Annotated in this window: 15 protein-coding genes; 9 read left to right on the top strand and 6 right to left on the bottom strand. The window is 62.5% G+C overall.

Annotation, left to right across the window (positions count from 1 at the left end):
- The first annotated feature begins 57 nt into the window (after positions 1 to 57).
- Entirely contained in the window at positions 58 to 1,224 is a 1,167-nt protein-coding gene (locus tag AC0NID_RS19565) for an isobutyryl-CoA dehydrogenase (RefSeq protein WP_473455548.1), read from the top strand.
- Positions 1,225 to 1,370: 146 nt separating this feature from the next.
- On the top strand, positions 1,371 to 2,255 hold the full coding sequence (gene mmsB / locus AC0NID_RS19560; protein ID WP_473455550.1) for a 3-hydroxyisobutyrate dehydrogenase: 885 nt from the start codon (positions 1,371 to 1,373) through the stop codon (positions 2,253 to 2,255).
- A 331-nt stretch (positions 2,256 to 2,586) separates the two neighbouring features.
- On the opposite strand, the gene AC0NID_RS19555 is transcribed toward mmsB, so the two are convergent.
- Both AC0NID_RS19555 and AC0NID_RS19550 read right to left on the bottom strand, forming a co-directional pair.
- A complete protein-coding gene (locus AC0NID_RS19555; RefSeq protein ID WP_473455551.1) occupies positions 2,587 to 3,966 on the bottom strand; it encodes an aspartate aminotransferase family protein in 1,380 nt (459 codons plus the stop codon).
- 221 nt (positions 3,967 to 4,187) lie between these two features.
- Positions 4,188 to 6,263, bottom strand: a complete 2,076-nt coding sequence (locus AC0NID_RS19550) for a prolyl oligopeptidase family serine peptidase (protein ID WP_473455552.1) — start codon at positions 6,261 to 6,263, stop codon at positions 4,188 to 4,190.
- Positions 6,264 to 6,398: 135 nt separating this feature from the next.
- Here AC0NID_RS19550 and AC0NID_RS19545 point away from each other — a divergent pair, with 135 nt between their 5' ends.
- Positions 6,399 to 6,935 carry a hypothetical protein gene (locus tag AC0NID_RS19545; RefSeq protein ID WP_473455553.1) on the top strand — a complete coding sequence of 179 codons (537 nt, stop codon included), beginning with the start codon at positions 6,399 to 6,401 and terminating at the stop codon, positions 6,933 to 6,935.
- Between the two features lie 23 nt (positions 6,936 to 6,958).
- On the opposite strand, the gene AC0NID_RS19540 is transcribed toward AC0NID_RS19545, so the two are convergent.
- Positions 6,959 to 8,119, bottom strand: a complete 1,161-nt coding sequence (locus AC0NID_RS19540; RefSeq protein ID WP_473455554.1) for an MFS transporter — start codon at positions 8,117 to 8,119, stop codon at positions 6,959 to 6,961.
- Positions 8,120 to 8,349: 230 nt separating this feature from the next.
- On the bottom strand, positions 8,350 to 10,218 hold the full coding sequence (locus tag AC0NID_RS19535; RefSeq protein WP_473455555.1) for a phospholipase D-like domain-containing protein: 1,869 nt from the start codon (positions 10,216 to 10,218) through the stop codon (positions 8,350 to 8,352).
- A 226-nt stretch (positions 10,219 to 10,444) separates the two neighbouring features.
- Between AC0NID_RS19535 and AC0NID_RS19530 the strand changes: the two genes are divergently transcribed.
- The 4 genes from AC0NID_RS19530 (at position 10,445) to AC0NID_RS19515 (ending at position 17,734) form a co-directional block, all read left to right on the top strand.
- Positions 10,445 to 12,022, top strand: a complete 1,578-nt coding sequence (locus AC0NID_RS19530; protein ID WP_473455556.1) for a trimethylamine methyltransferase family protein — start codon at positions 10,445 to 10,447, stop codon at positions 12,020 to 12,022.
- Between the two features lie 96 nt (positions 12,023 to 12,118).
- On the top strand, positions 12,119 to 14,692 hold the full coding sequence (locus tag AC0NID_RS19525) for a GcvT family protein (protein ID WP_473455557.1): 2,574 nt from the start codon (positions 12,119 to 12,121) through the stop codon (positions 14,690 to 14,692).
- On the top strand, positions 14,692 to 16,308 hold the full coding sequence (locus tag AC0NID_RS19520; protein WP_473455558.1) for an ArnT family glycosyltransferase: 1,617 nt from the start codon (positions 14,692 to 14,694) through the stop codon (positions 16,306 to 16,308). Before AC0NID_RS19525 ends, AC0NID_RS19520 begins: the two co-directional genes overlap by 1 nt.
- 106 nt (positions 16,309 to 16,414) lie before the next feature.
- Positions 16,415 to 17,734 carry a M24 family metallopeptidase gene (locus AC0NID_RS19515; RefSeq protein WP_473455714.1) on the top strand — a complete coding sequence of 440 codons (1,320 nt, stop codon included), beginning with the start codon at positions 16,415 to 16,417 and terminating at the stop codon, positions 17,732 to 17,734.
- On the opposite strand, the gene AC0NID_RS19510 is transcribed toward AC0NID_RS19515, so the two are convergent.
- The gene (locus tag AC0NID_RS19510; RefSeq protein ID WP_473455559.1) at positions 17,701 to 18,582 is read right to left on the bottom strand and encodes a phosphate/phosphite/phosphonate ABC transporter substrate-binding protein; all 882 of its coding nucleotides are present in this window, start codon (positions 18,580 to 18,582) and stop codon (positions 17,701 to 17,703) included. The genes AC0NID_RS19515 and AC0NID_RS19510 overlap by 34 nt on opposite strands.
- A 42-nt stretch (positions 18,583 to 18,624) precedes the next feature.
- The gene (locus AC0NID_RS19505) at positions 18,625 to 19,635 is read right to left on the bottom strand and encodes a fatty acid desaturase (RefSeq protein ID WP_473455560.1); all 1,011 of its coding nucleotides are present in this window, start codon (positions 19,633 to 19,635) and stop codon (positions 18,625 to 18,627) included.
- A gap of 229 nt (positions 19,636 to 19,864) precedes the next feature.
- Between AC0NID_RS19505 and AC0NID_RS19500 the strand changes: the two genes are divergently transcribed.
- The gene (locus AC0NID_RS19500) at positions 19,865 to 20,707 is read left to right on the top strand and encodes a helix-turn-helix domain-containing protein (RefSeq protein ID WP_473455561.1); all 843 of its coding nucleotides are present in this window, start codon (positions 19,865 to 19,867) and stop codon (positions 20,705 to 20,707) included.
- 88 nt (positions 20,708 to 20,795) lie between these two features.
- Complete coding sequence (gene bmt / locus AC0NID_RS19495; RefSeq protein WP_473455562.1) at positions 20,796 to 21,812, top strand: betaine--homocysteine S-methyltransferase; 1,017 nt, start codon at positions 20,796 to 20,798, stop codon at positions 21,810 to 21,812.
- The last annotated feature ends 3 nt before the right edge of the window (positions 21,813 to 21,815 follow it).

Raw genomic sequence — 21,815 nt, 5'->3', positions numbered from 1 at the left:
AAAGCCAAAAAACGACAGGCCAGCAGACTGGCTGGCCAAGATATCAGGGAGCACGCCATGGACGCCGCTGTCGATGCGAGCACCAGCCAGTTCGAACTCAACGACGACCAGCGCGCCATCCAGGAGATGGCCGAGGCCTTCGCCGCCGACCGTGTCGCGCCGAACGCGCTCGACTGGGACCGCAACAAGCATTTTCCGGCGGACGTGATCCGCGAGACGGGCCCGCTCGGCCTCGGCGGCATCTATATCCGTGACGATGTCGGCGGCTCGGCGCTCGGTCGGCTCGACGCCGTGCTGATCTTCGAGGCGCTTTCGCGCGCCGATCCGGCCTTCTCCTCCTTCATCTCGATCCACAACATGGTGGCGTCGATGATCGACCGCTTCGGCAGCGACGAGCAGCGCCAGCGATTCCTGCCGAAGCTGACCTCAATGGAATGGCTGGCGAGTTACTGCCTGACCGAGCCGGGCTCGGGATCGGATGCGGCTGCGCTGAAGACACGCGCGGTCAAGAGCGGCAGCGACTATGTGCTGAACGGCGCCAAGCAGTTCATCTCGGGCGCCGGCGACAGCGACATCTACGTCGTCATGGCGCGCACCGGCGCCGAAGGGCCGAAAGGCATTTCCACCTTCGTCGTGCCGAAGGACGCGCCCGGCCTGTCCTTCGGCGCCAACGAGCACAAGATGGGCTGGCATATGCAGTCGACCCGCCAGGTCGTCTTCGAGGACTGCAAGGTGCCGGCGCAAAACCTGCTCTCGGTCGAAGGCGCCGGCTTCGGCATCGCCATGTCCGGGCTCGACGGCGGCCGGCTCAATATCGCCGCTTGTTCGCTGGGCGGCGCCCAGTCGGCGCTCGACAAGGCGCTGTCCTACACCGCCGAGCGCAAGGCCTTCGGCTCAAAGATCAACCAGTTCCAGGCGCTGCAGTTCAAGCTCGCCGACATGGAGACCGAGTTGCAGGCGGCACGGATCTTTCTCTACGCCGCCGCCTCGAAGCTCGACCGCAAGGCCCCGGATGCCTCGAAATGGTCGGCGATGGCCAAGCGCCTCGTTACCGACATCGGCTTCAATGTCGCCAACGACGCACTGCAACTGCATGGCGGCTATGGCTATTTGCACGATTACGGCATCGAGAAGCTGGTGCGGGACCTGCGCGTCCACCAGATCCTCGAAGGCACCAACGAGATCATGCGCGTCATCATCGCTCGCGCGTTGATCGGGCGATAGAGAATTAGTGAATGGTGAATGGTGAATGGTGAATGGTGAATTGATCATATCGGCTATACTTCCAGATACTCCATAATCTCAACTAACTACTAACTACTAACTACTAACTATTCACCATTCACCGCACAACCGCACGGAGCGCCATTATGACCACCATCGCCTTCATCGGCCTCGGCAATATGGGCAATCCGATGGCCGCCAACCTCGTCAAGGCGGGACACGCAGTGCACGGCTTCGACCTGGTGCCGGAAAACCTCGTCATTGCCAAGGAGCATGGCGTCGTCGTCATGGCCAATGCCGTTGCCGCGGTGAAGGATGCCGATGTGGTCATCACCATGCTGCCGGCCGGCAAGCATGTCCTGTCGGTCCACGAGGACATCGCGCCCAAGGCGAAAAAAGGCGCGCTGTTCATCGATTCCTCGACCATCGACGTCGAATCGGCACGAAAAGCCCACGCCATCGCCGCCAGGCACGGGCTGCTGTCGATCGACGCGCCGGTTTCCGGCGGCACCGGCGGCGCCACCGCCGGCACACTGACCTTCATGGCTGGTGGCTCGGAGGAAGCGTTCGCCAAAGCCGAGCCAATCCTCATGCCGATGGCTGGCCGCATCGTCCATTGCGGCGACGATGGCGCCGGACAGGCGGCAAAGATTTGCAACAACATGATTTTGGGCATTTCGATGATCGGCGTCGCCGAAGCCTTCGTTCTGGCGGAAAAGCTCGGCCTGTCGCATCAGGCGCTGTTTGACGTCGCCTCGACCTCCTCCGGCCAATGCTGGTCGCTGACCACCTACTGCCCGGTGCCTGGCCCGGTGCCGACATCGCCGGCCAACAATGGCTACAGGCCGGGGTTTGCCGCAGCCCTCATGCTGAAGGACCTGAAACTGTCGCAGGAAGCCGCGCAGGGCGCCGGTGCGGTAACGCCGCTCGGCGCCGAGGCAGCCCAGCTTTATGCGCTGTTCAATGCCCAGGGGAATGCCGGCGCCGATTTTTCCGGCATCATAAACTTTCTGCGCGGTGCCCCAGCGTAAGCATCGAACTCGACAAGACTGTTCGATTTCCCGGCAAAAGAAACACCGCGAATTTAGATTTGCTTAAGCTCTCGATAACCCCCCGGTAACGATGTGCCTGTACAACGGAATGCGAGGCGGCAATTCCCGCCCGGCGCTCCGGATCAGGTCTCGCGTACCGGAGCCCGTAAGTTTCGCAAGTGTTCTGGTGGCAAAGCGCCATCTGGCAAAGCCGCGTTCCCGAAGGAGCGCGGTTTTTGCGTTTCGCATCCTGGCATGGCGAATTCTTCGGCAGAATGCGGCATTCAAACGCCGGGCGTCCGACTGCGGGGCGCCCGGCGAACGTTCTACCTTAGCGCTTGCGCAAATCCGCGTGCGCCAGATCGAGCGCCTTGGCGATGCGGTCGCAGGCCATGTCGATCGTCTCGCGCGTCCAGATCAGCGGCGGTGACAGGATCATCGTGTCGCCGGTGGCGCGCAGCATCATGCCTTGGGCGACTGCGTGGTCGCGGACAAGCACGGCCGCGCTCCCGGCCGGCAGGAAGCGCTCCTTGGTCGCCTTGTCCCTGACGATCTCGATTGCCCCCATCAGCCCGATCGAGCGCACCTCGCCGACCAGGTCGTGACCACCAATGCGCTCCTGCAGCGCCTTGGCGAAATAGGGTCCGGTGTCGTTCTTGACCCGCTCGACCAGGCCTTCCCGCTCCATGATCTCGAGGTTCTTCAGCGCCACCGCGCAGGCCACCGGGTGACCGGCATAGGTGTAGCCGTGATAGAACTCGCCGCCCTTCTCGACCAGCGTCGCGGCGATGCGATCGCCGACCAGCAGCGCCGAGAGTGGCTGATAGCCTGACGTCAGCGCCTTGGCGGTGGTGATGGTGTCGGGCTCGATGCCGAAGGTCTGCGCTGCGAACCACTCGCCGGTGCGGCCATAGCCGGTGATGACCTCGTCCAGCATAAGCAGGACATCGTATTTGCGGCAGATGCGCTGCACTTCCGGCCAGTAGCTCATCGGCGGTATTTTCACGCCGCCGGCTCCCATTACCGGCTCGCCGATGAAGGCGGCGACCTTGTCGGCGCCGGCTTCGAGGATGGCATCCTCGACGGCTTTTGCCGCGCGCAGGCCGAAATCATGGTCGCTTTCGCCGGGCAGAGACAGCTCGTAGGCGTAAGGCATCATCACATGGACGATATTGGGAACCGCGCCGTGGAGCTGGTTATGCATCTGTTCCATGCCGCCCAGCGACGCTCCCGCGATGGTCGAGCCGTGATAGGCCGACTTGCGCGAGATGATACGGTTCTTCTCGGGCTTGCCTTCCAGCGCCCAATAGTGGCGGACAAGCCGCAGCGCCGTATCGTTGGCCTCCGAACCGGACGAGCCGTAGAATACCTGGTTGACGTGCTTCGGCGCCAGTTCCGTCAGCTTTTTGGCCAGCAGCACCGGCGTCGGCGTCGAGCATTTGAAGAAGGAATTGTAGTAAGGCAGTTCCTTCATCTGGGCGTAAGCCGCGTCGGCCAGCTCATCGCGGCCGTAACCGACGTTGACGCACCATAGCCCGGCCATGCCGTCGAGAATTTCCGTCCCGTCGGAATCGTAAATGAACGGACCGTTGGCGTGAGTAATGATGCGAGAGCCGGCCTCGCGCATCTCCTTGTGGTCGGTGAACGGATGCAGGTGATGCGCAGCATCAATCTGCTGAAGCTGCTTCAGCGAATAATTCTGATAAGTCATGTCTGATCTTTCCTCTTGAACCAATCCGGCAACGTCGCCGGGGCGGATTCGTCAGAGGAAGGCGGGCGGCGAATAGCCGATGCGGGCGCAAAGCCGCAAAAGCTCGGCGCGAAGCGTGCGCGGCGACGGTGTCACCGCCACCCCAAATGCGCAACATGTCCTCATCGGAGCCATGGGCTGCACCTTAGGCCGTCCGAGGCGATCAGTTCAAGCCGTCCCGTTCAAGCAGTGCCGTTCAGCGTCCGTTGCAGGAAGATATACTTCATCGCGGCCTGTGCCGCTTGCGGCCGGCGATCGCCGCGCCCGCCATGGCCGCCCTCGGTTTCCTCGAAGAACAGTGTCCTGGCATGGCCGGCCGCCTGCAGCCGCCCGGCCATCTTGCGCGCATGGCCGGGATGGACGCGATCGTCGGCGGTCGAGGTGGTCAGCAGGACCGGCGGATAGGCCGCATCGGCCTTTACATGCTGATAGGGCGAGTAGGCGGCCAGCCAGGCGGCCTCTTCCGGCTTCGCCGGATCGCCATACTCGGCCATCCAGGACGCGCCGGGCGGCAGCTCGGTATAGCGCAGCATGTCGAGCAGCGGCACGTCGATGATCACCGCACCGAACAACTCCGGACGCTGGGTCAGCGAAACGCCGGTCAGCAGGCCGCCATTCGAGCCGCCCTGGATGCCGAGCGTCGCCGGCGTGGCGATGCCGCGCTTCACCAGGTCTTGCGCGACCGCGGCGAAATCGTCGAAGGCATTCTGGCGATTGGCCTTGAGTGCGGCCTGATGCCAGTTCGGGCCGAACTCGCCGCCGCCGCGGATATTGGCCTGCACATAGGCATTGCCCTTCTCCAGCCACAGCCTGCCGCGCACGCCGGCATAGCCGGGCAGCAACGGCACTTCGAAGCCGCCATAGCCATAAAGCAGCGTCGGCACCGGCCCGTTCTGGTCGCGCCGCCTGACGACGAAGTAAGGGACCATGGTGCCGTCCTTCGAGCGCGCCTCGAACTGTTCCGAGACAAGGGACGACGCATCGAAACGCGCCGGCTGCGATTTCACCGTTGTCAGTGTGGCGGCATTGTCGTCCGACCAGATGATCGAACTCGGCGTCAGAAAATCGGTAAAGGAGAACGACACGCTGGAGCCGAAACGCTCGGCGTGGCTGATGGCGACGCTGCCGTTTTCGGGCAGCGCCACGGGCTGCAGTGACCAGCTGCCGTGGCCGCGTTGGCAGGCGACGACCTTGCCACGCACGTTGTCCATCAGATTGATAAACAACCGGTCTTGCGTGCGGGCAATGCCGGCGATCGAGACGCGATCCGCCGGCTCCAGCACGGTTTCGACAGGTCCCAACGCATTGGTCTTGATCCAGCGCGCGAAGTCCAGCGAATAGAGGCCGTCAGGCTTGCACAGCGTACCGTCCGGCGCCGTCCATGGGCTGCGCACGCCGAAGACGAACTGGTCCTTGAACAGCTCCGTGTCGGTAACGTCGTCCGGCAGCGGGATGCGTCTGTTCTCGCCGGACGGCAGACGCAGAAAATTATGCGAGGCGAAGAAGTCGAGCGTCCGCGTCAGGAACAGATGCCGCTTGTCGCCATCGAATTCGACGGAACCGCCGGCAGCGAGATCCTGCTTCTGCGCCTCGAAGATCGGGGTCGCGTCCTCGAGCCTGGTGCCGCGCTGCCACAGCTTGACCACGCGCGGATAACCGGACTGGGTTTTGTCCGCCTCCTCGAAGGCGGCCGAAACGACGACGGTGTCCTTGTCCAGCCAGCCGAAGCCCGATTTCGAGGCGGGAGCGCGAAAGCCGCCCTCGACAAAGGACTTGGTGTCGATGTCGAATTCACGCATCTCACTGGCGTCGCCGCCATCCGGCGACAGGCTGAGCAGGCAGCGGGTGAAGTCGGGATAAAGCCGGCTGGCACCGCTGAACACCCATTTCACGCTCTCTTTGGCCGACAGACTGTCGAAGTCGATAATCGTCTCCCAGTCCGGCTTCTCGGTCTTGTAGGAAGCAACCGTCGTGCGCCGCCACAGGCCGAGCACGTTGGTCCTGTCCTGCCAGAAATTGTAGACGTGGCCGTTGAGCGCGGACCCGACCGGAATGTTGTCCTCGGCCGTCATCAGGTCGAGCACGGTTTCGAACGACGCCTGATAGGACGGATCGCCCTGCAATTCACCTGTTGTAACCGCGTTCTGACGATGAACCCAGTCGAGCGCTTCCTTGCCTGTCCTGTCCTCCAGCCAGAGAAAGGGGTCTTCTGTCTCGCCCGCTGAACCTGGCTGCTTTTGAGTGATCGGCTTGGTCATGTGGTCTCCAAAAATTCGTCACGCTCGGTGCCACAAACATCGGCATGGCGCTACCGACATTCAACTGGAACACGTAAATACGAATGGTCGGAGATTGCCGTGATAAGGCTCTCTGCATGGAGTGCGAGGGATCTCATGCGACCTCTGTACATTGCAACCGAGAAGTTTGATCCATCCCACGGCACGGGATGGGGCAAGTACATTGAGTGGTCGCGCCTCACCCAATTGACAGAGGTCGTCTCACTCGATGGCATGCTCTGCCCGACGGCACTTGGGGAGATAAAGGATAGCTACTGGCCCCACATTGTGAATGAAGACTTTATGCTGAGTTTCTTCGTGGATCTGGACTTCCTTCTTTCGGAATTGGCCGATACGAGCGGCCTCAACATCCTTGGCGTGATCCGAACGCCTTCGGCAGACGTGCGCTCACTTGGTTGGGACGGGTTCATTTTCATGGGCTATGAGCTGCTGGACAAGGACGTCAGCATCAGCGCGTTGACCAATTGCGGCGGGTTCCCCGACGTGTTTGCAAACGCAGAACTATCCAGTGTCGGGCTGATAGACGACTTTGATCGCGCCGTTGAAATCCGCGATTTGCTGCATAAAAAGCATCCCGAAGAACATCACGCCGACTGCGACCTCTGGGCCATTTTCAGACGGCAGGGCAGGTAATCGGCATTACGCCGATGCGTGTCTCACACCATCCGCCTCCGCATGACGGTTGTAACCGCCAACGCCAGGCAAATGGCGCCAAGCGTGATCGGCAGGCCGTCCGCACCGAAAATATCCATGGCGCCGCCCGCCAGCGGCGGCACGGCGATGCCGCCGACGCCCCACATCAGCGAAAAAGCGGCGTTGCCGGCGACCAGTGCCGAGCCGGTGAATCGCTCGCCAAGCTCGATGATCGACATCGTATAGATGCCGTAGGAGACCGCGCCCCAGATAAAGACGCATGGCCAGATCAGCGGCGTCTCGATGAGCATTGGCAACAACACGCATCCGAGCACCGTTAGCGACACACAGATGAACCGCACCAGACGCGCCGTCAGCCGTTCGGCAAGCAGGCCGAGCGGTACCTGCATGGCGATGTTGCCGGCGATCATCACGGACAGCAGCGCCGACATACGGGCCTCCGCGAGGCCGTAATGCGTTCCGTAGACCGGCAGCAGGGCCAGCACCGCCTGTTCGAAACCGGCGGCCACGACGACCGCTGACAACAGCAGCCATGCCATCGGCATGAAGCCCATGACCGAAACCCGGTGCCCGGTCTCGTCGAATTTCGGCAGCCGTCCCAGCACCAAGGTCAGGCAGGCGCCGCAAAAAACGAATGCCGCGATGCCGACGAGAAAAGGCGGCCATCCTTCGGTGCCGACGGCAAGCAGGCACAACGGGCCGGCCGCGAAGCCTGCCGAAATGACTGTGGAATAGACCCCCATCACGCGACCGCGCCGCGCCGGCGGCGCCAGCGCGATCACCCAGGTCTCGCTCAGCACGTAGAGCGGATTGGTCACCACGCCGATCAGGAAGCGCAGCGGAAACCACAGATAGACATTTTGCGTCCAGCCGATCAGCGCCAGCACGATCGCGGAAAGTGCTGCGCAGGTGAGCGCCGTGCGCCCTGCCCCGAACCGGCGCGCCAACGCCGGGATGAGCGGCGACGAGACGATGAAGCCGACCGGCGTCATCGCCGCCGAAAGGCCGATCATGGCCGGCGAGACGCCCTGGCGCTGCAGGATGAAGCTCAACAGCGGATAACTCAGCCCCTGCGCGATGGCGAACACCGAGACGGTGGCGATCACGCCAGTGATCGCCGCCCACTGCATCCTCTCGCCGCTGTTCGTTTCCGCCAGGTCCATGATCCGCACCCATAGGGGAGCTGCAGGATTAGCGTTTCGGCGGCGCGGCGGGAAGCACCGGCGGCGAGAACCGCTTGCGCCACAGCCTGAGGATGACTTGTTCAAGATCTCCGCCGCTTGAAGGACCGGTTCGATTCCGGGAAAGGAAGGGCCGGAGGAGGAAATCCATTTGCGCCAACCTCCGTTGCGGCGCGGCACGATTCATGGCGCGCGTTTGGCGGCGTTCAACGCTACGGAAAATAGCGTGCAATCGCCCCCTTCCTGCCATCCGCGTAAGGCTTCAGCCACTTGTCGTCGATGGAGAGCCCGTCATTGTCCGATGGTCCTTCTCCAATCGTCCTGCGCCAGGCGCGGAACTTGTAGTGGTCGAACACGTCGAGCATATGCACCGCAAAAGCCGCAGCGAACGTTTTGTCGCCTTCCACAATCACCATGTTCTCGTCGTTTTCATAGGACGCCTTGTAGCCGAGGTTGTGGCTGCCGGCGATAACGGACGCGTTGTCGGCCATCGGATCGATGATGACGATCTTGTCGTGCACGATCGCATGGCCGACGGTCAGCACCTCCGCCTGGAAATCCCGCGCAACGGAGGCCCCCGTCAGGTTGGCCGCCCTGACGATGGAGACGTTCGGCGCCTCCCACACCTTCTCCGGAAAGACGAACGGCGATTTGCCGTCCTTGTTCGATTTGCCGGTGACGGGATCCCTTGTCGGGGCGATGTAGTTGGGCATGGCGGTGTGATCGCTGATTGCGCCTTGCACGATCAGCTTTGGATTCGCCATCGCCGCCGCGACCGCCTGATCGATGACCGAATTGTTGCCAAGCCGCGAAGGATTGAACACGAGAAAGAGCACGGCCTCCTTCGCCGCCTTGATCCGTGCGAAAACGTCTTCGAGATCGACAGGCCGCACCGAGATGTCCTTTTTGCTGCGGTCGGGATCGTTTGGCGAGAACCAGATGGTGGTCCCATCAACATGGTTCGGTGAGCGATTCTTCAGGCGAAACGGCTTGCCTTGCGTCTGCGCCACTCGTCCGGCGGCGCTTTCGCTCGCCGGCGGCGGGAACACGTCGGCCTTCATCCGCTCCCAATAGGCATCGAACACTCCGGCCATGGCAGGGTCGTCGCAGATGAAGGCGTTGTTGGACTGTCCGCAAATGCCCGTCGAAGTCCAGTTGGTGCTGCCGGTCATGACCGCTTGCGGATTGCCCTGGGCGTCGCGGTAGACGGCAAACTTGTTGTGGCCGATATGGTTGTTGTTGAACAGACGGTTCGTCAGCACGACGCCCGCGTCGCGCAGCCGCTTTCTGAAGGGCGCGTTGCCCACGTCCCAGGCCTTCGTTTGCTCATCCCTGCCCGAATTCGAAAGAATGACGTCGACGACATCCTTGGCGTCGATGATCGCGTCGCACAACTCGTCATCGCCAAGTTCATAGAGGGCAAGCCTGACGGTGCCATCCTCGGCCTTGGCCCGTTTCATCAGGCTGGTGAGCACATCCGGAACCTCGCCGTGAAGATAGGAGCGTATCTTGCTGCCGGGACGCTGAAGCTCGGCCCTGATCTTATCGCGCTGCCCGACCTTGATGCCGGCATCTTCCAGGGCGCGCGACAGCCATTGCGTCGATAGCACGCCGTTGGTGAAGGCGACACGCGCCTTGCCGAACATCGATCCCAGGAAGATGGTCGGGCTGACCGCACCTTGTCCGAGATAGCCGAGCGGCCGCGCCGCTCCGGTATAGGCTTTCTCGGGGCGCACCGGCACCGGATCGAGGTCGGGCCGCATGTCGCCGACCGGACGCACCCGGTAGGCGACCATTTCGCCATCCGGCCTGATTTCGAGGCTGTCGCGGCGCCGCCGCACCGTAAGATCGCGCCAGAATGTCTTCTGCACCGGCCAGACGCCGGTATCCTGCGGAATCCAGTCTTTGTTCCGTTGCCCCTTGAAAGGCACCCAAGACGCCAGACAACGTTCCTCGCCGGTACTGGGATAGATGCGGACGATCTCGAAGCCGAGACAGCCGTCGATCATTCCGTCAATATCCCAGGCAATGAATGCGACTTCGTTGTTGGTCGCTGCACGCACGCTGACAACATCCGACATGGAAATAGTCTCCGTCAGGAGGTTTTTGTTCAATGTACTTACTTCATGTGACATGATCGCAACGTGACATGTTTCACAGTTCGGGCACAGACCTGGTTTTGCCCTGGCGCGTCCGGCTGACGGACGTCCATGTCGCTTCCCTCGTCCTAGTGGTCGCCGCCTCCGCAATGGCGGGACACCCGGCGGTCCATTATGTCGCCGCATTGTCGCACTTACGAGGCCTGTCATGACCGCCGCCTTTCATCCCGCCGAACCGGCATTGGCAACCGACCGCGCCCGCCGCGGCGGGCGCGCGGGCAAACGCGTCGGCGCAGCGTCGGCGTTCGCGCAGCCACCTTTCCGCCAGCTGAAAATCCCGCTGACGCCGACGAAGCTGGTCTCCGACGACGAGCTGGAATCGATTCATCTCGCCTCGCTGCGCGTGCTGCGGGAAATTGGCGTCGACGTGCTGCATGATGAGGCAAGGCGCATCATGAAGGCACATGGCGCCGATGTCCGCGAAGGCAGCGAGCGGGTGCGCTTCGACAGCGACATGATCCTCGAACTCATTTCGCACTGCCCGCCGGAATTCACCATCCATGCCCGCAATCCGGCGCACGACGTGCGCTTTGGCGGCGACAATCTGATCATCTCGATGATGGCATCGGCGCCCAACTGTTCCGACATCGACCGTGGTCGCCGGCCAGGCAACCAGCAGGACTATCGCAATTTCCTCAAGCTCGCGCAGATGCACAACATCTTGAACTGCACGGGTGGTTATCCAGTCGAGCCGATCGACATCCATCCGTCCGTCCGGCACCTGGAATGCATACGCGATTTGAGCGTGCTCACCGACAAGGTGTTCCACATCTATTCGCTCGGCAAGGAGCGCAATGTCGACGGCATCGAGATCACCAGGATCGCGCGCGGCATCAGCGACGAGCAGCTTCTCGAAGAGCCGTCGGTGTTCACCATCATCAACACCAATTCGCCGCTCAAGCTCGACGTTCCGATGATGGAAGGCATCATCCAGATGTCGAGCAAGGGCCAGGTCGTCATCGTGACGCCGTTCACCCTGTCGGGCGCCATGGCGCCGGTGACGATTGCCGGCGCGCTGGTGCAGCAGAATGCCGAAGCGCTGTCCGGCATCGCCTTCGCACAGATGGTGAAGAAGGGCGCCCCTGTCGGCTATGGTGGCTTCACCTCGAATGTCGACATGAAGTCCGGCGCGCCGGCCTTCGGCACGCCGGAATACATGAAGGCGCAACTGGTCGGCGGCCAGCTCGCCCGCCGCTACCAGATTCCCTACCGCACCTCCAACACCTGCGCCGCCAACACTGTCGACGCACAGGCCGCCTATGAAAGCGTGTTCTCGCTGTGGGGCGCCATCCAGGGCGGCGGCAATATGATGATGCATGCGGCCGGCTGGCTGGAAGGCGGCCTGCGCTGCTCCTACGAGAAGACCATCCTGGACATCGATCTGCTGCAGATGGTGGCTGAATTCCTGACCCCGCTCGACCTTTCCGAGGAGGCTCTCGGCTTCGATGCCATCCAGTCCGTCGGTCCGGGCGGCCATTTCTTCGGCACCCAGCACACCCAGGACCGCTACAAGACCGCCTTCTATTCTCCTATTATCTCCGACTGGCGCAATTTCGAGACCTGGGTGGAAGCCGGGTCGCCGACGGCGCTCGAAAAGGCCAACCGGGTATGGAAGGAACGGCTGGCGTCCTATGAAGAGCCTTACATGGACCCGGCCATCCGCGAGGAGCTCGACGCCTTCGTCGAAAAGCGCCGGTCCGAAGGCGGCGCACCGACCGATTTTTGATCGTCACGCAGCGACGAGTTTAACTTCGGCGTCGAGGCGCGGTTCCCCGCTGACCAAAACATCTGATTCAATCTCTTCAAAAACGGAACTATCTTCATGAAATCTCATGCAAAAGCGGTTATCATCGGCGGTGGTGTCGTCGGTTGCTCCGTGCTTTACCATCTCGCCAAGGCCGGCTGGACCGATATCATGCTGATCGAGCGCTCGGAACTCACCTCCGGCTCGTCCTGGCATGCGGCGGGCGGCTTCCACACGCTCAACGGCGATCCCAACGTCGCCAAGCTGCAGGCCTACACGGTGCAGCTCTACAAGGAGATCGAAGAGCTTTCCGGCCAGTCCTGCTCGCTGCACCTGACCGGCGGCGTGATGATGGCCGACACGCCCGAGCGCATGGACTTTCTGCGCCTTGCCCACGCCAAGGGCCGCTATCTCGGCATGGACACTGAACTGATCACGCCGTCCGAGGCCAAGGCGATGTTCCCGCTGATGGACGAGTCGAATTTCGTCGGCGCCATGTGGGATCCGGTCGAAGGCCATCTCGATCCTTCCGGCACCACCCACGCCTATGCCAAGGCCGCCAGGAAGCTCGGCGCCGAGATCGTGCTGCGCAACCGCGTCGTCGAGCTGACGCAGGAGGTCGACGGCACCTGGAACGTCGTTACGGAGCAAGGCACGGTCAAGGCCGAGCATGTCGTCAACTGCGGCGGCCTGTGGGCGCGCGAGATCGGCCGCATGGTCGGTGTCGAGCTGCCGGTGCTGGCCATGGAGCATATGTACCTTCTGACCGAGCCGATGCCGGAGGTCGAGGAATTCAACAAGTCGACCGGCCGCGAGATGATCGGCGTGCTCGACTTCAAGGGCGAGATCTACACCCGCCAGGAACGCAACGGCATCCTGCTCGGCACCTACGAAAAGGCCTGCAAGCCATGGTCGCCGGTCAACACACCATGGGATTTCGGCCACGAATTGCTGCAGCCCGATATCGACCGCATCGCGCCGTCGCTCGAAATCGGCTTCAAGCATTTCCCCGGCATCGAGAAGGCCGGCATCAAGCAGATCATCAATGGTCCCTTCACTTTCGCGCTGGACGGCAATCCGCTCGTCGGCCCGGTGCAGGGCCTGACCAATTTCTGGTGCGCCTGCGCCGTCATGGCCGGTTTCAGCCAGGGCGGCGGCGTCGGGTTGGCGCTGTCGAACTGGATGGTCAATGGCGATCCCGGCTTTGACGTCTGGGGCATGGACGTGGCGCGCTTCGGCGAATGGGCAACCCTGCGCTACACCAACGCCAAGGTGCGCGAAAACTATTCGCGCCGTTTTTCCATCCGTTTCCCCAACGAGGAACTGCCGGCCGCCAGACCGGCGCAGACGACGCCGCTCTACGACACCATGCTGGCCAACAACGCCGTCATGGGCGACTCATGGGGTCTCGAAACCCCGCTCTGGTTCGCGCCGAAAGGCTTGGAGCCGAAGGACATCGTTTCGTTCCACCGCTCCAACGATTTCGGGCCGATCGGCGAGGAAGTTCGCACGACCCGCGAAAAGGTCGGCGTCACCGAGATCGCCAATTTCGCCAAATACGAAGTGTCCGGACCGGCGGCCGAGGATTTCCTCAACCGGCTGATGACCAACCGCATGCCGAAGACCGGCCGCATCGTGCTGACCCCGATGCTGAACGAGTTCGGCAAATTGATCGGCGACTTCACCATCGCCAAGGCGGGTGAAGAGCGTTTCATGATCTGGAGCTCGTCCGCCGCTCAGAAATACCACATGCGCTGGTTCGAAAAAAATCTGCCGAAGGACGGTGGCGTGCGCATCCACCGCTTCGACCAGACGCTTGTCGGCCTCTCCATCGCTGGGCCGAAATCGCGAGACCTGCTGCAGAAACTGGTCGATGTCGACATCTCGACCAAGGCATTCCGCTTCATGGATTTCCGCGAGATGGCGGTCGGCGGCGCGCCCTGCATGGTCAATCGCATCACCTATACCGGCGATCTCGGTTACGAGATCTGGATGGCGCCTGCCTACCAGCGCCTGGTCTATCACGCGATCAAGGATGCCGGCGAAGAGTTCGGCCTTGTCAATTTCGGCATGCGCGCCCTGCTCTCGATGCGCCTGGAAAAGAATTTTCCCACCTGGTACCGCGAACTGCGGCCGATCTACGGGCCGTTCGAAGGGGCGATGGACCGCTTCGTCAAGCTGGAGAAGAACGACTTCATCGGACGCGAGGCGGCAGCCAGGGAACAGGCGGAAGGGCCAAAGCTGCGCCGCGTCTCCTTCGTCGTCGACGCCGCGGATGCCGATGTGATGGGCGACGAGCCGATCTGGGCCAAGGTCGGCGGCAAGGACTACGGCACGGTGGAAAAGCCGCACGGCTATGGCGCGCCGCGCTTCGACACCGGCGGCGAGGAAGTACGTGGCTCCAAGGCAGCGGAAGGCGCTTCGGGCGTGCGCGGCATCGTCGACGGTGACTGGCGCGTGGTGGGCTGGGTCACATCCGGCGGCTATGCGCATTACGTGCAAAAGTCGATGGCGCAGGGCTATGTGCCGGCAGCGTTGGCCGAGAACCAGAGCGCAGGACTGTTCGAGATCGAAATCCTTGGGAGCCGGCGGCCGGCCTGCATCAATGTCGAGCCGCCTTTCGACCCGAGCGGCGAGAAGATGCGGACCTGATGCATGTCGCCCGAAAGGTGCGGGCCGCTAACCGCATTGTGCGGGGCACGGTCTTCATGCTAGCGGAGCCGGCGGTAACCGGTGCGCGCGACGAGAACTCCTTGAAGTATTCGATGAAATGGGCCGAATGGCTTGCCGAGGGCAGGATCGGCCCCTTCCCCGCGGCGATCGTCATGATCGCGCTTTATTGCTGCACACAGATTGTCGTGATGCCCCTTGCGAGCCTCTGGGCGGGAACCGGGGTCGGCGTCGATGACTCCGAACAACTGCTTTACATGCGGTTTTTATGGGCGGGCTATGGCGGCGCGCAACCGCCGCTTTACTCCTGGCTCGGCTGGCTGACGTCATCGATTTTCGGAACCAACATCCTCGCGCTTAAAGTACTGAAATATTTGCTGATTTTCGTGGCCTTAGCGTCGGTCTTCGTCGCGATGCGCAAACTTGGCTATTCCCAGCGCACAGCGGTTGCCGCTACTCTAGGTCTGTTGCTGTTTCCTCAGCTGACCTGGGAAATGCAGCACACCTTGTCGCATACGGTTGCCGCATTCTGCTTTTCGGCGCTGCTGCTGCTTGCGCTTATCGAGCTTCTGCAGCGCAAATCGCTGCTGGCCTACGCCCTGTTCGGCCTGGCGATCGGTGCGGCCGTCCTGGCGAAATACAACAATGTCATCCTGCTTACCGCCCTGGCGCTGGCGACCCTGTCGATGCGCGAAACCCGTCGGGTCATCCTGCGCCCGCAAATCATGATCAGTATGGCCGTGGCGTTGCTGGTGTGCCTGCCGACACTGTATTGGACCGCCACCCATCCGAGCGAATTGCTGGCGCGCAGCTACAAGTTCGGCATCAATGAAGGAGGCGGTGCTTTCCTCGTCGCGTTGGAAGGGATCGTCGACTTCGCCGGAGCCGTACGGAATTTTGCCATCCTGCCGGTCGTGACGTTTGCAGTAGCGATGCTGGCGGGACGGATTCTTCCATCGACGCTTCGCCAACAGCTTTCAGATTCGGAAAAACTCCTGTGGCGCGTTCTCGGCTTCGGGCTCTGCATCACGACTATCCTGGTGATCGCCAGCGGCGCCACCATGTTCAGAGCACGCTGGTTGTTACCGGTCCTGTTTCTTCTGCCAGTCGCGTTCGCTGTCCGCATGGATGCCCTTGGCGACAAAGGCAGGACCGCGCAATACCTCACCATCACCGTTGCAGCCGCACTGGCCCTGCTGGTCTTGCCGGCGTCGTGGGCTTACCAGGTCTATGGCGGAAAGGGTATGGGACGCGTCGTCCGTCTGGACTACCAGACGCTGTATCATGATCTGACCGCGGATGGCGCGATCAAGACGGTTACGTCGGACTGGCACTGGGTGGGCAACCTCAGGCTCGTCGATCCCAACCTTGTCGTGCTCGGAAAGGAGGTGCCGGGTTTCGCTGCATTGCTGCAGGAACCGGCTATTCTGATCTGGCTCGATAAGCCGGCCCCGCGACCGGACATCCTGGACCGCATCCATCAGGCAGGTTTCGTCCTGGATGGTGAAACCCGCACCCTCAGGGTCCCCGAATTTTTCGGATCGAGCGACGGCCGGCTTGTGACCGTCGCCAAGTTGAAAAGGCAGGAGGCGAAATGACCGTCCGGCGATCGACCGGGCCATCTGCGATGACCGGATCTGGCACAAGGACCGGCACGTGAGCGAACAAAGCGTTGAGCGACGGTTCGGCCGCCACCGCAAGATCATGCCGTTCGACCCGGACGAAGCGGGCTCCATCGATGCGTTGCGCCTGAAGTCGCGGCAGAAGGCCGCTGAACTCAACCAGCATGTGCTTGGCTACGGCGCACTGGCGGAGGCCGAGTGGCAAGCCGCGGGCATCGCCGCGCCCGACCTGCCCGGCATGCGCCAATACCGGCTCGGTCGCATCCGCGCCGAGCTGAGGCGTCGAGACTATGCGGGAGCCCTGCTCTACGATCCGATTAACATCCGTTACGCGACGGATTCGACCAACATGCAGCTGTGGGTGGCGCGCAATCCGACACGGCATTGTTTCGTCGCCGCTGACGGGCCGGTCGTGCTGTTCGACTATTTTTCCTGCGAGCACCTTTCCGATCATTCCGGCGTCGTCGACGAGGTGCGGCCGGCGGTGTCGTGGATGTATCTCTACAGCGGCGAGCTGACTGAACTGAAGGTCCGCCGCTGGGCCGCAGGCATCGCCGATCTGGTGAAGGAACATGGCGGCGGCAGCAGCCGCATCGCCGTCGACCACATCAATCCCGAGGGCGTCGAGGAACTCGCCCGCCTCGGTATTTCGATCGGCAATGGCGAAGCGGTGATGGAGAACGCACGGCTGATCAAATCGCCGGACGAGATCCTGGCCATGCGCCGCTCGATCGTCGCTTGCGAGTCGTCGATGCGCGAGATGGAAGGCGCGCTCGTCCCGGGCATTTCCGAAAACGAATTGTGGGCCGAACTCCACCGCGGCAACATTGCGCGCGGCGGCGAATGGATCGAAACCCGGCTCTTGTCGTCGGGCCCGCGCACCAATCCGTGGTTCCAGGAATGCTCGTCACGGACGATCGAAGCAGGCGATCTCGTCGCCTTCGACACCGATCTGATCGGCCCCTATGGCTTCTGTGCTGACCTGTCGCGCACCTGGCTCTGCGGCGACGCCAAGCCGTCCAACGCGCAACGCGATCTGTTTCGCATCGCCGCCGACCAGATCGCCCACAACACTGGCCTGATGCAGCCCGGCATATCGTTCCGCGACCTCGTCGAACGGTCGGCAGTGCCTCCCGGGGACTGTTTCCCGACGCGCTACGGCGTGCTTTATCACGGGGTCGGCCTAGCCGACGAATACCCGACGCTGCCGCATGCGGACGACTGGACCGAGGACACGCCGGACGGTGTTCTCGAAGCCGGCATGGTGCTTTGCGTCGAGAGCTATATCGGCCGGCTTGGCGGCCACGAGGGCGTCAAGATCGAAGAGCAGATCCTGATCACCGAAACCGGCAACGAGCAGCTTTCGACCTATCCGTTCGACGAGCGGCTGCTCAGGGGCTGAGCTTTCTCAGCCGCCGCCGCGACGGCCTCTCTTAGCGCGGCGACAATCTCTTCCGGCGTCGTTCTGGCGGTGATGAACGGCAGGCCCTTGCGCCGCCTTGTCCAGCCGACGACCTTCACCTGCCGCGCCGCAGGCTCGAAGCGCCGCGCCAGCGCCCAGCTCAGGCAATCGATTGCGGCGACATCGGCCCTGCCCTCGGCAATCGCAACGATCGACGCGCGGTGGCCGCCGCTTTCGCTGCGCATTGAGAGCATGTCCAGGCTTTCGCCCAGCGCCTCCAGGTCTCGCGTCAGCCCAATGATGCCCGACATGGAATCGAGGCTGTTGAAGGTGAAGCGCTTGCCACGCAGGATATCGAGTGGGATGAGAGGGCTGCCGTCATCGGGCGATCGAGCAGACGGCGCACCGTCTGCGCGCATCACGATGGCGCTCGAATAGAGTTCGCCCTGCCCGCCTTCGGAGGCATCGTAATTCGGCTGGCCGATCACCTGGACATGCTCCGACAGGCCGATTTCCATCGGCCCCCAGCAGGTCTGTGCGAACAGCAGCGCCGGATGCAGCCAGAGCCCGTGAAAATCCAGTTCGTCCGGCGGCAGCGTCGCTGGATCGGGCGCGATGACCTTTCCGGCGGCGTCGCGGATGCCGCCTTCTACAGGCCGCAAATCGGCATTGACGCGAGCGATGGCCTGCGGCGCGTCGATGCCTTTTTGCCGCAAGACATCACGCAGCCGTGCCCATTGGGCATCGACCTCGTCGCGCATTTCGGGCCAGTCATACATCGGCAAGGCGGCAACGAAATCGCTCCTGCCGGGATGTTGATCGTTACACTGAAAAACTGACGAGACCATTGACACGCGCACCTGGGCATCGCCGCCGGCGATGCCGCAAAATCATTCCTTCGGCGGCTCGGCCGGCACCGGCGCGCTGCCAAGTCCATTAAGGCTGCGCGCCCTGACGCGCGGCTTGAACGCCCGGCCCGGTTCCGGCGTGCGCCGCAGAACCGGGTGGACGACCGGCTCCTTCGCCTTGAAGGCATATGCTCTAAGCAGCGCAAAATAATTCGGAAAGGCGTAGCCATTGTTCATCCGCAGCCATTCGTCACGGCGGTCGGCAAACAGCTTCGGCAGCCGGTACCAGGCCACGGTCGGGCTCTTGTGATGGACGAGGTGGAGGTTGTTGTTGAGAAACAGCAGGGACAGCGGAGAACGCTCGACTATCACCGTGCGGCCTTCCGGATGCTCCGACCACTGGTGCTCGGCGAAGGTACGGATCGAGATCAGCGACTGGCCGAGCCACACCGGCACCAGGACATAGAGCCACAGCGGCATGCCGAAGCCGAGCTGCACGACAGGCAACACGACGGCGAGGCCGATCGCGTGCAGCAGCCATGCCTTGCGGATCACCCTGTCGCCGGCAAGCATCTGCTTGGCATCGTCGATGAAGAAGCCGATGCACGACAGCCACGGGCCAAGCACGAGGCGGCCGATCATGGTGTTGTTTATTTTCAGCAGGAACTTCATCGCCGGCGGCAATTCGTCATGGTGCCACAGCGCCTTGTAGTAGCTTTCGGGGTCGTCAAGCGGATCGGTCAACCGTTCGTCGGTATGATGGCGCAGATGAATGTTCTTGAAACGGCGGAACGGCCAGACGACGCCGATCGGCAAGAAGACGAACGCTTCGTTGACCTGTGCATTGCGGGTCGGATGGCCATGCAGGATTTCATGGGCCAGCGAGGATTGCAGCGCGACCATCAAGGCCAGAACGACGAGCGCCAGCAACGGGTAGGACGGCCAGAGGAACAAGCCGGCGGCGAGCCAGATGCCGTAACAGAAAAATGCGAGAAACACGGTCGGCCATTCGATGGCCGGTGCATTGCGTCGTCCGTTGCCTATGCTTGTCATGCGATCGACCACTGCCCTTCCAGTCGTCGGAACCATCTTGATTCCTGACAGCATTGTGTCAGGAGCGTCGAGTTGCTGCAACGCGACAAAGCGCACTAGATGTTGCGATTGCGCATTTTCAGCCGCATGTGTTATCTATTGTAAACAACATCGAGGATTCATTTACGCCTGAAATGCCGCCTTGGCCGCATTGACGAAATATTTTCCTCCTGATGACCGGAATGGCGATATGGATAAACGCGACCTGTCTACGGTCTTTCGGGAGCGCCTGAAAATGCTCTTGACACGGTCCGACTTGAACCAGTCGGCCTTCGCGGCTGCGGTGGGCATCGACCGTTCCGCACTTTCGCAGCTTCTGTCCGGCGCGTCGACGCGCCTTCCCCGCGCCGAAACGCTGCTCAACATCGCTGCCGAATTCAAGGTGTCGCTCGACTGGTTGCTCGGCCTCAGCCAGGACGAAGGCGTCACCGGTGAAATCCGCGAAAGCCTGGAGATCGAGGAGGCGCCCGACGGTTTCGACCGCACGCTGCTGGCCAGATGGCATGCCGAGGCTGCGGGCACGAAGATCCGTTACGTGCCGGCCGGCATTCCCGATCTTCTGCGCACCGAGGCGCTTGTCGACTACGAGGCGGGCATCGCCAACAAGAGCCGCGAAGCCCAGGCCGGCGAGACGCAGTACCGCATCGACTACAACCGGCGGCCGGAAACCGACATGGAAGTCTGCATGCCGCGCCACACGCTGGAGATCTTCGCGCGCGGCTTAGGCGTGTGGGATCGTTTCCCGGAGGCCGACCGCCACCAGCAGCTTCTCCACATGGCGGCGCTGCTCGACGACCTTTATCCCACCTTCCGCCTGTTTCTCTATGACGGGCGGATGCGCTATTCGATCCCCTACACCATCTTCGGCCCTTATCGCGCCGCCATCTATGTCGGCGACATGTATCTGGTGCTGAACGCAACCCAGCCGGTCCGCACGCTGACCAGCCATTTCGACAATCTGATCCGCGCCGCCGACGTCAACGCGCATGAGGCCGCCAGCTTCACGCAAAGGCTGGCGGAAATGCGATTTTGACGGCCTGTTTCCTGCGATGACATTGACGGCATATAAAGAGTTCTTTATATGTTTATCCCGATAAAAATTTCCGGAAGGCGTATTTTCAATGACCAATCCGATCGACGCGCTGCTTGCCGAAAAGGGCGTTCTGCTCGCCGACGGCGCCACCGGCACCAATTTGTTCGCCATGGGGCTGGAGGCCGGCGAGGCGCCCGAACTCCTGAACGAGACGGCACCCGACACCATCACCAGCCTGCACCAGAACTTCGTCGATGCAGGCGCCGACATCATCCTGACCAATTCCTTCGGCGGCACCCGCCACCGGCTGAAGCTGCACCATGCGCAGGACCGCGTGCACGCGCTGAACAAGCGCGCCGCCGAGATCGCCCGCGCCGTTGCCGACAAAGCCGGCCGCAAGGTCATCGTGGCGGGTTCGGTCGGCCCGACCGGCGAGTTGCTGGTGCCGCTCGGCGCCATGACCTATGACGAGGCGGTCGATGCCTTTGCCGAACAGATCGAGGGCCTGAAGGCCGGCGGCGCCGAAGTCGCCTGGATCGAGACCATGTCGGCGCCGGACGAAATCCGCGCCGCGGCGCAAGCCGCAATCCGCGTCGGCCTGCCCTATACCTATACCGGTTCCTTCGACACCGCCGGGCGCACCATGATGGGGCTTTTGCCGAAGGACATCCACGGCGTCGCCGATGGACTGTCGCAGGCGCCGCTCGGTGTCGGCGCCAATTGCGGCGTCGGCGCCTCCGACATCCTCGCCTCCCTGCTCGACATGACCGAGGCGAAGCCGGAGACGACGGTGATCGTCAAGGGCAATTGCGGCATTCCGGAATTCCGCGGCGCCGAGATCCATTATTCCGGCACGCCCGAACTGATGGCCGATTATGTCAGGCTGGCCGTCGATGCCGGCGCAAAGATCGTCGGCGGCTGCTGCGGCACCTCGTTCGCCCACCTCGCCGCCATGCGCAAGGCGCTCGACGCGCATACCAAGTCGGATCGCCCGACCGTCGAGAAAATCGTCGAGCGCATCGGCCCGATGCGCAACAAGCAGGCGACAGTCAACACCGCCGAGACCAGCGAAGCGCGCCGCGAGCGCCGGCGCAGCCGCGCCTGACAA

This window comes from Mesorhizobium sp. WSM4821, from assembly GCF_055901555.1.
Note: the sequence above shows the minus strand (reverse complement) of the source record. Positions and strands in the feature narration are given on the sequence as shown.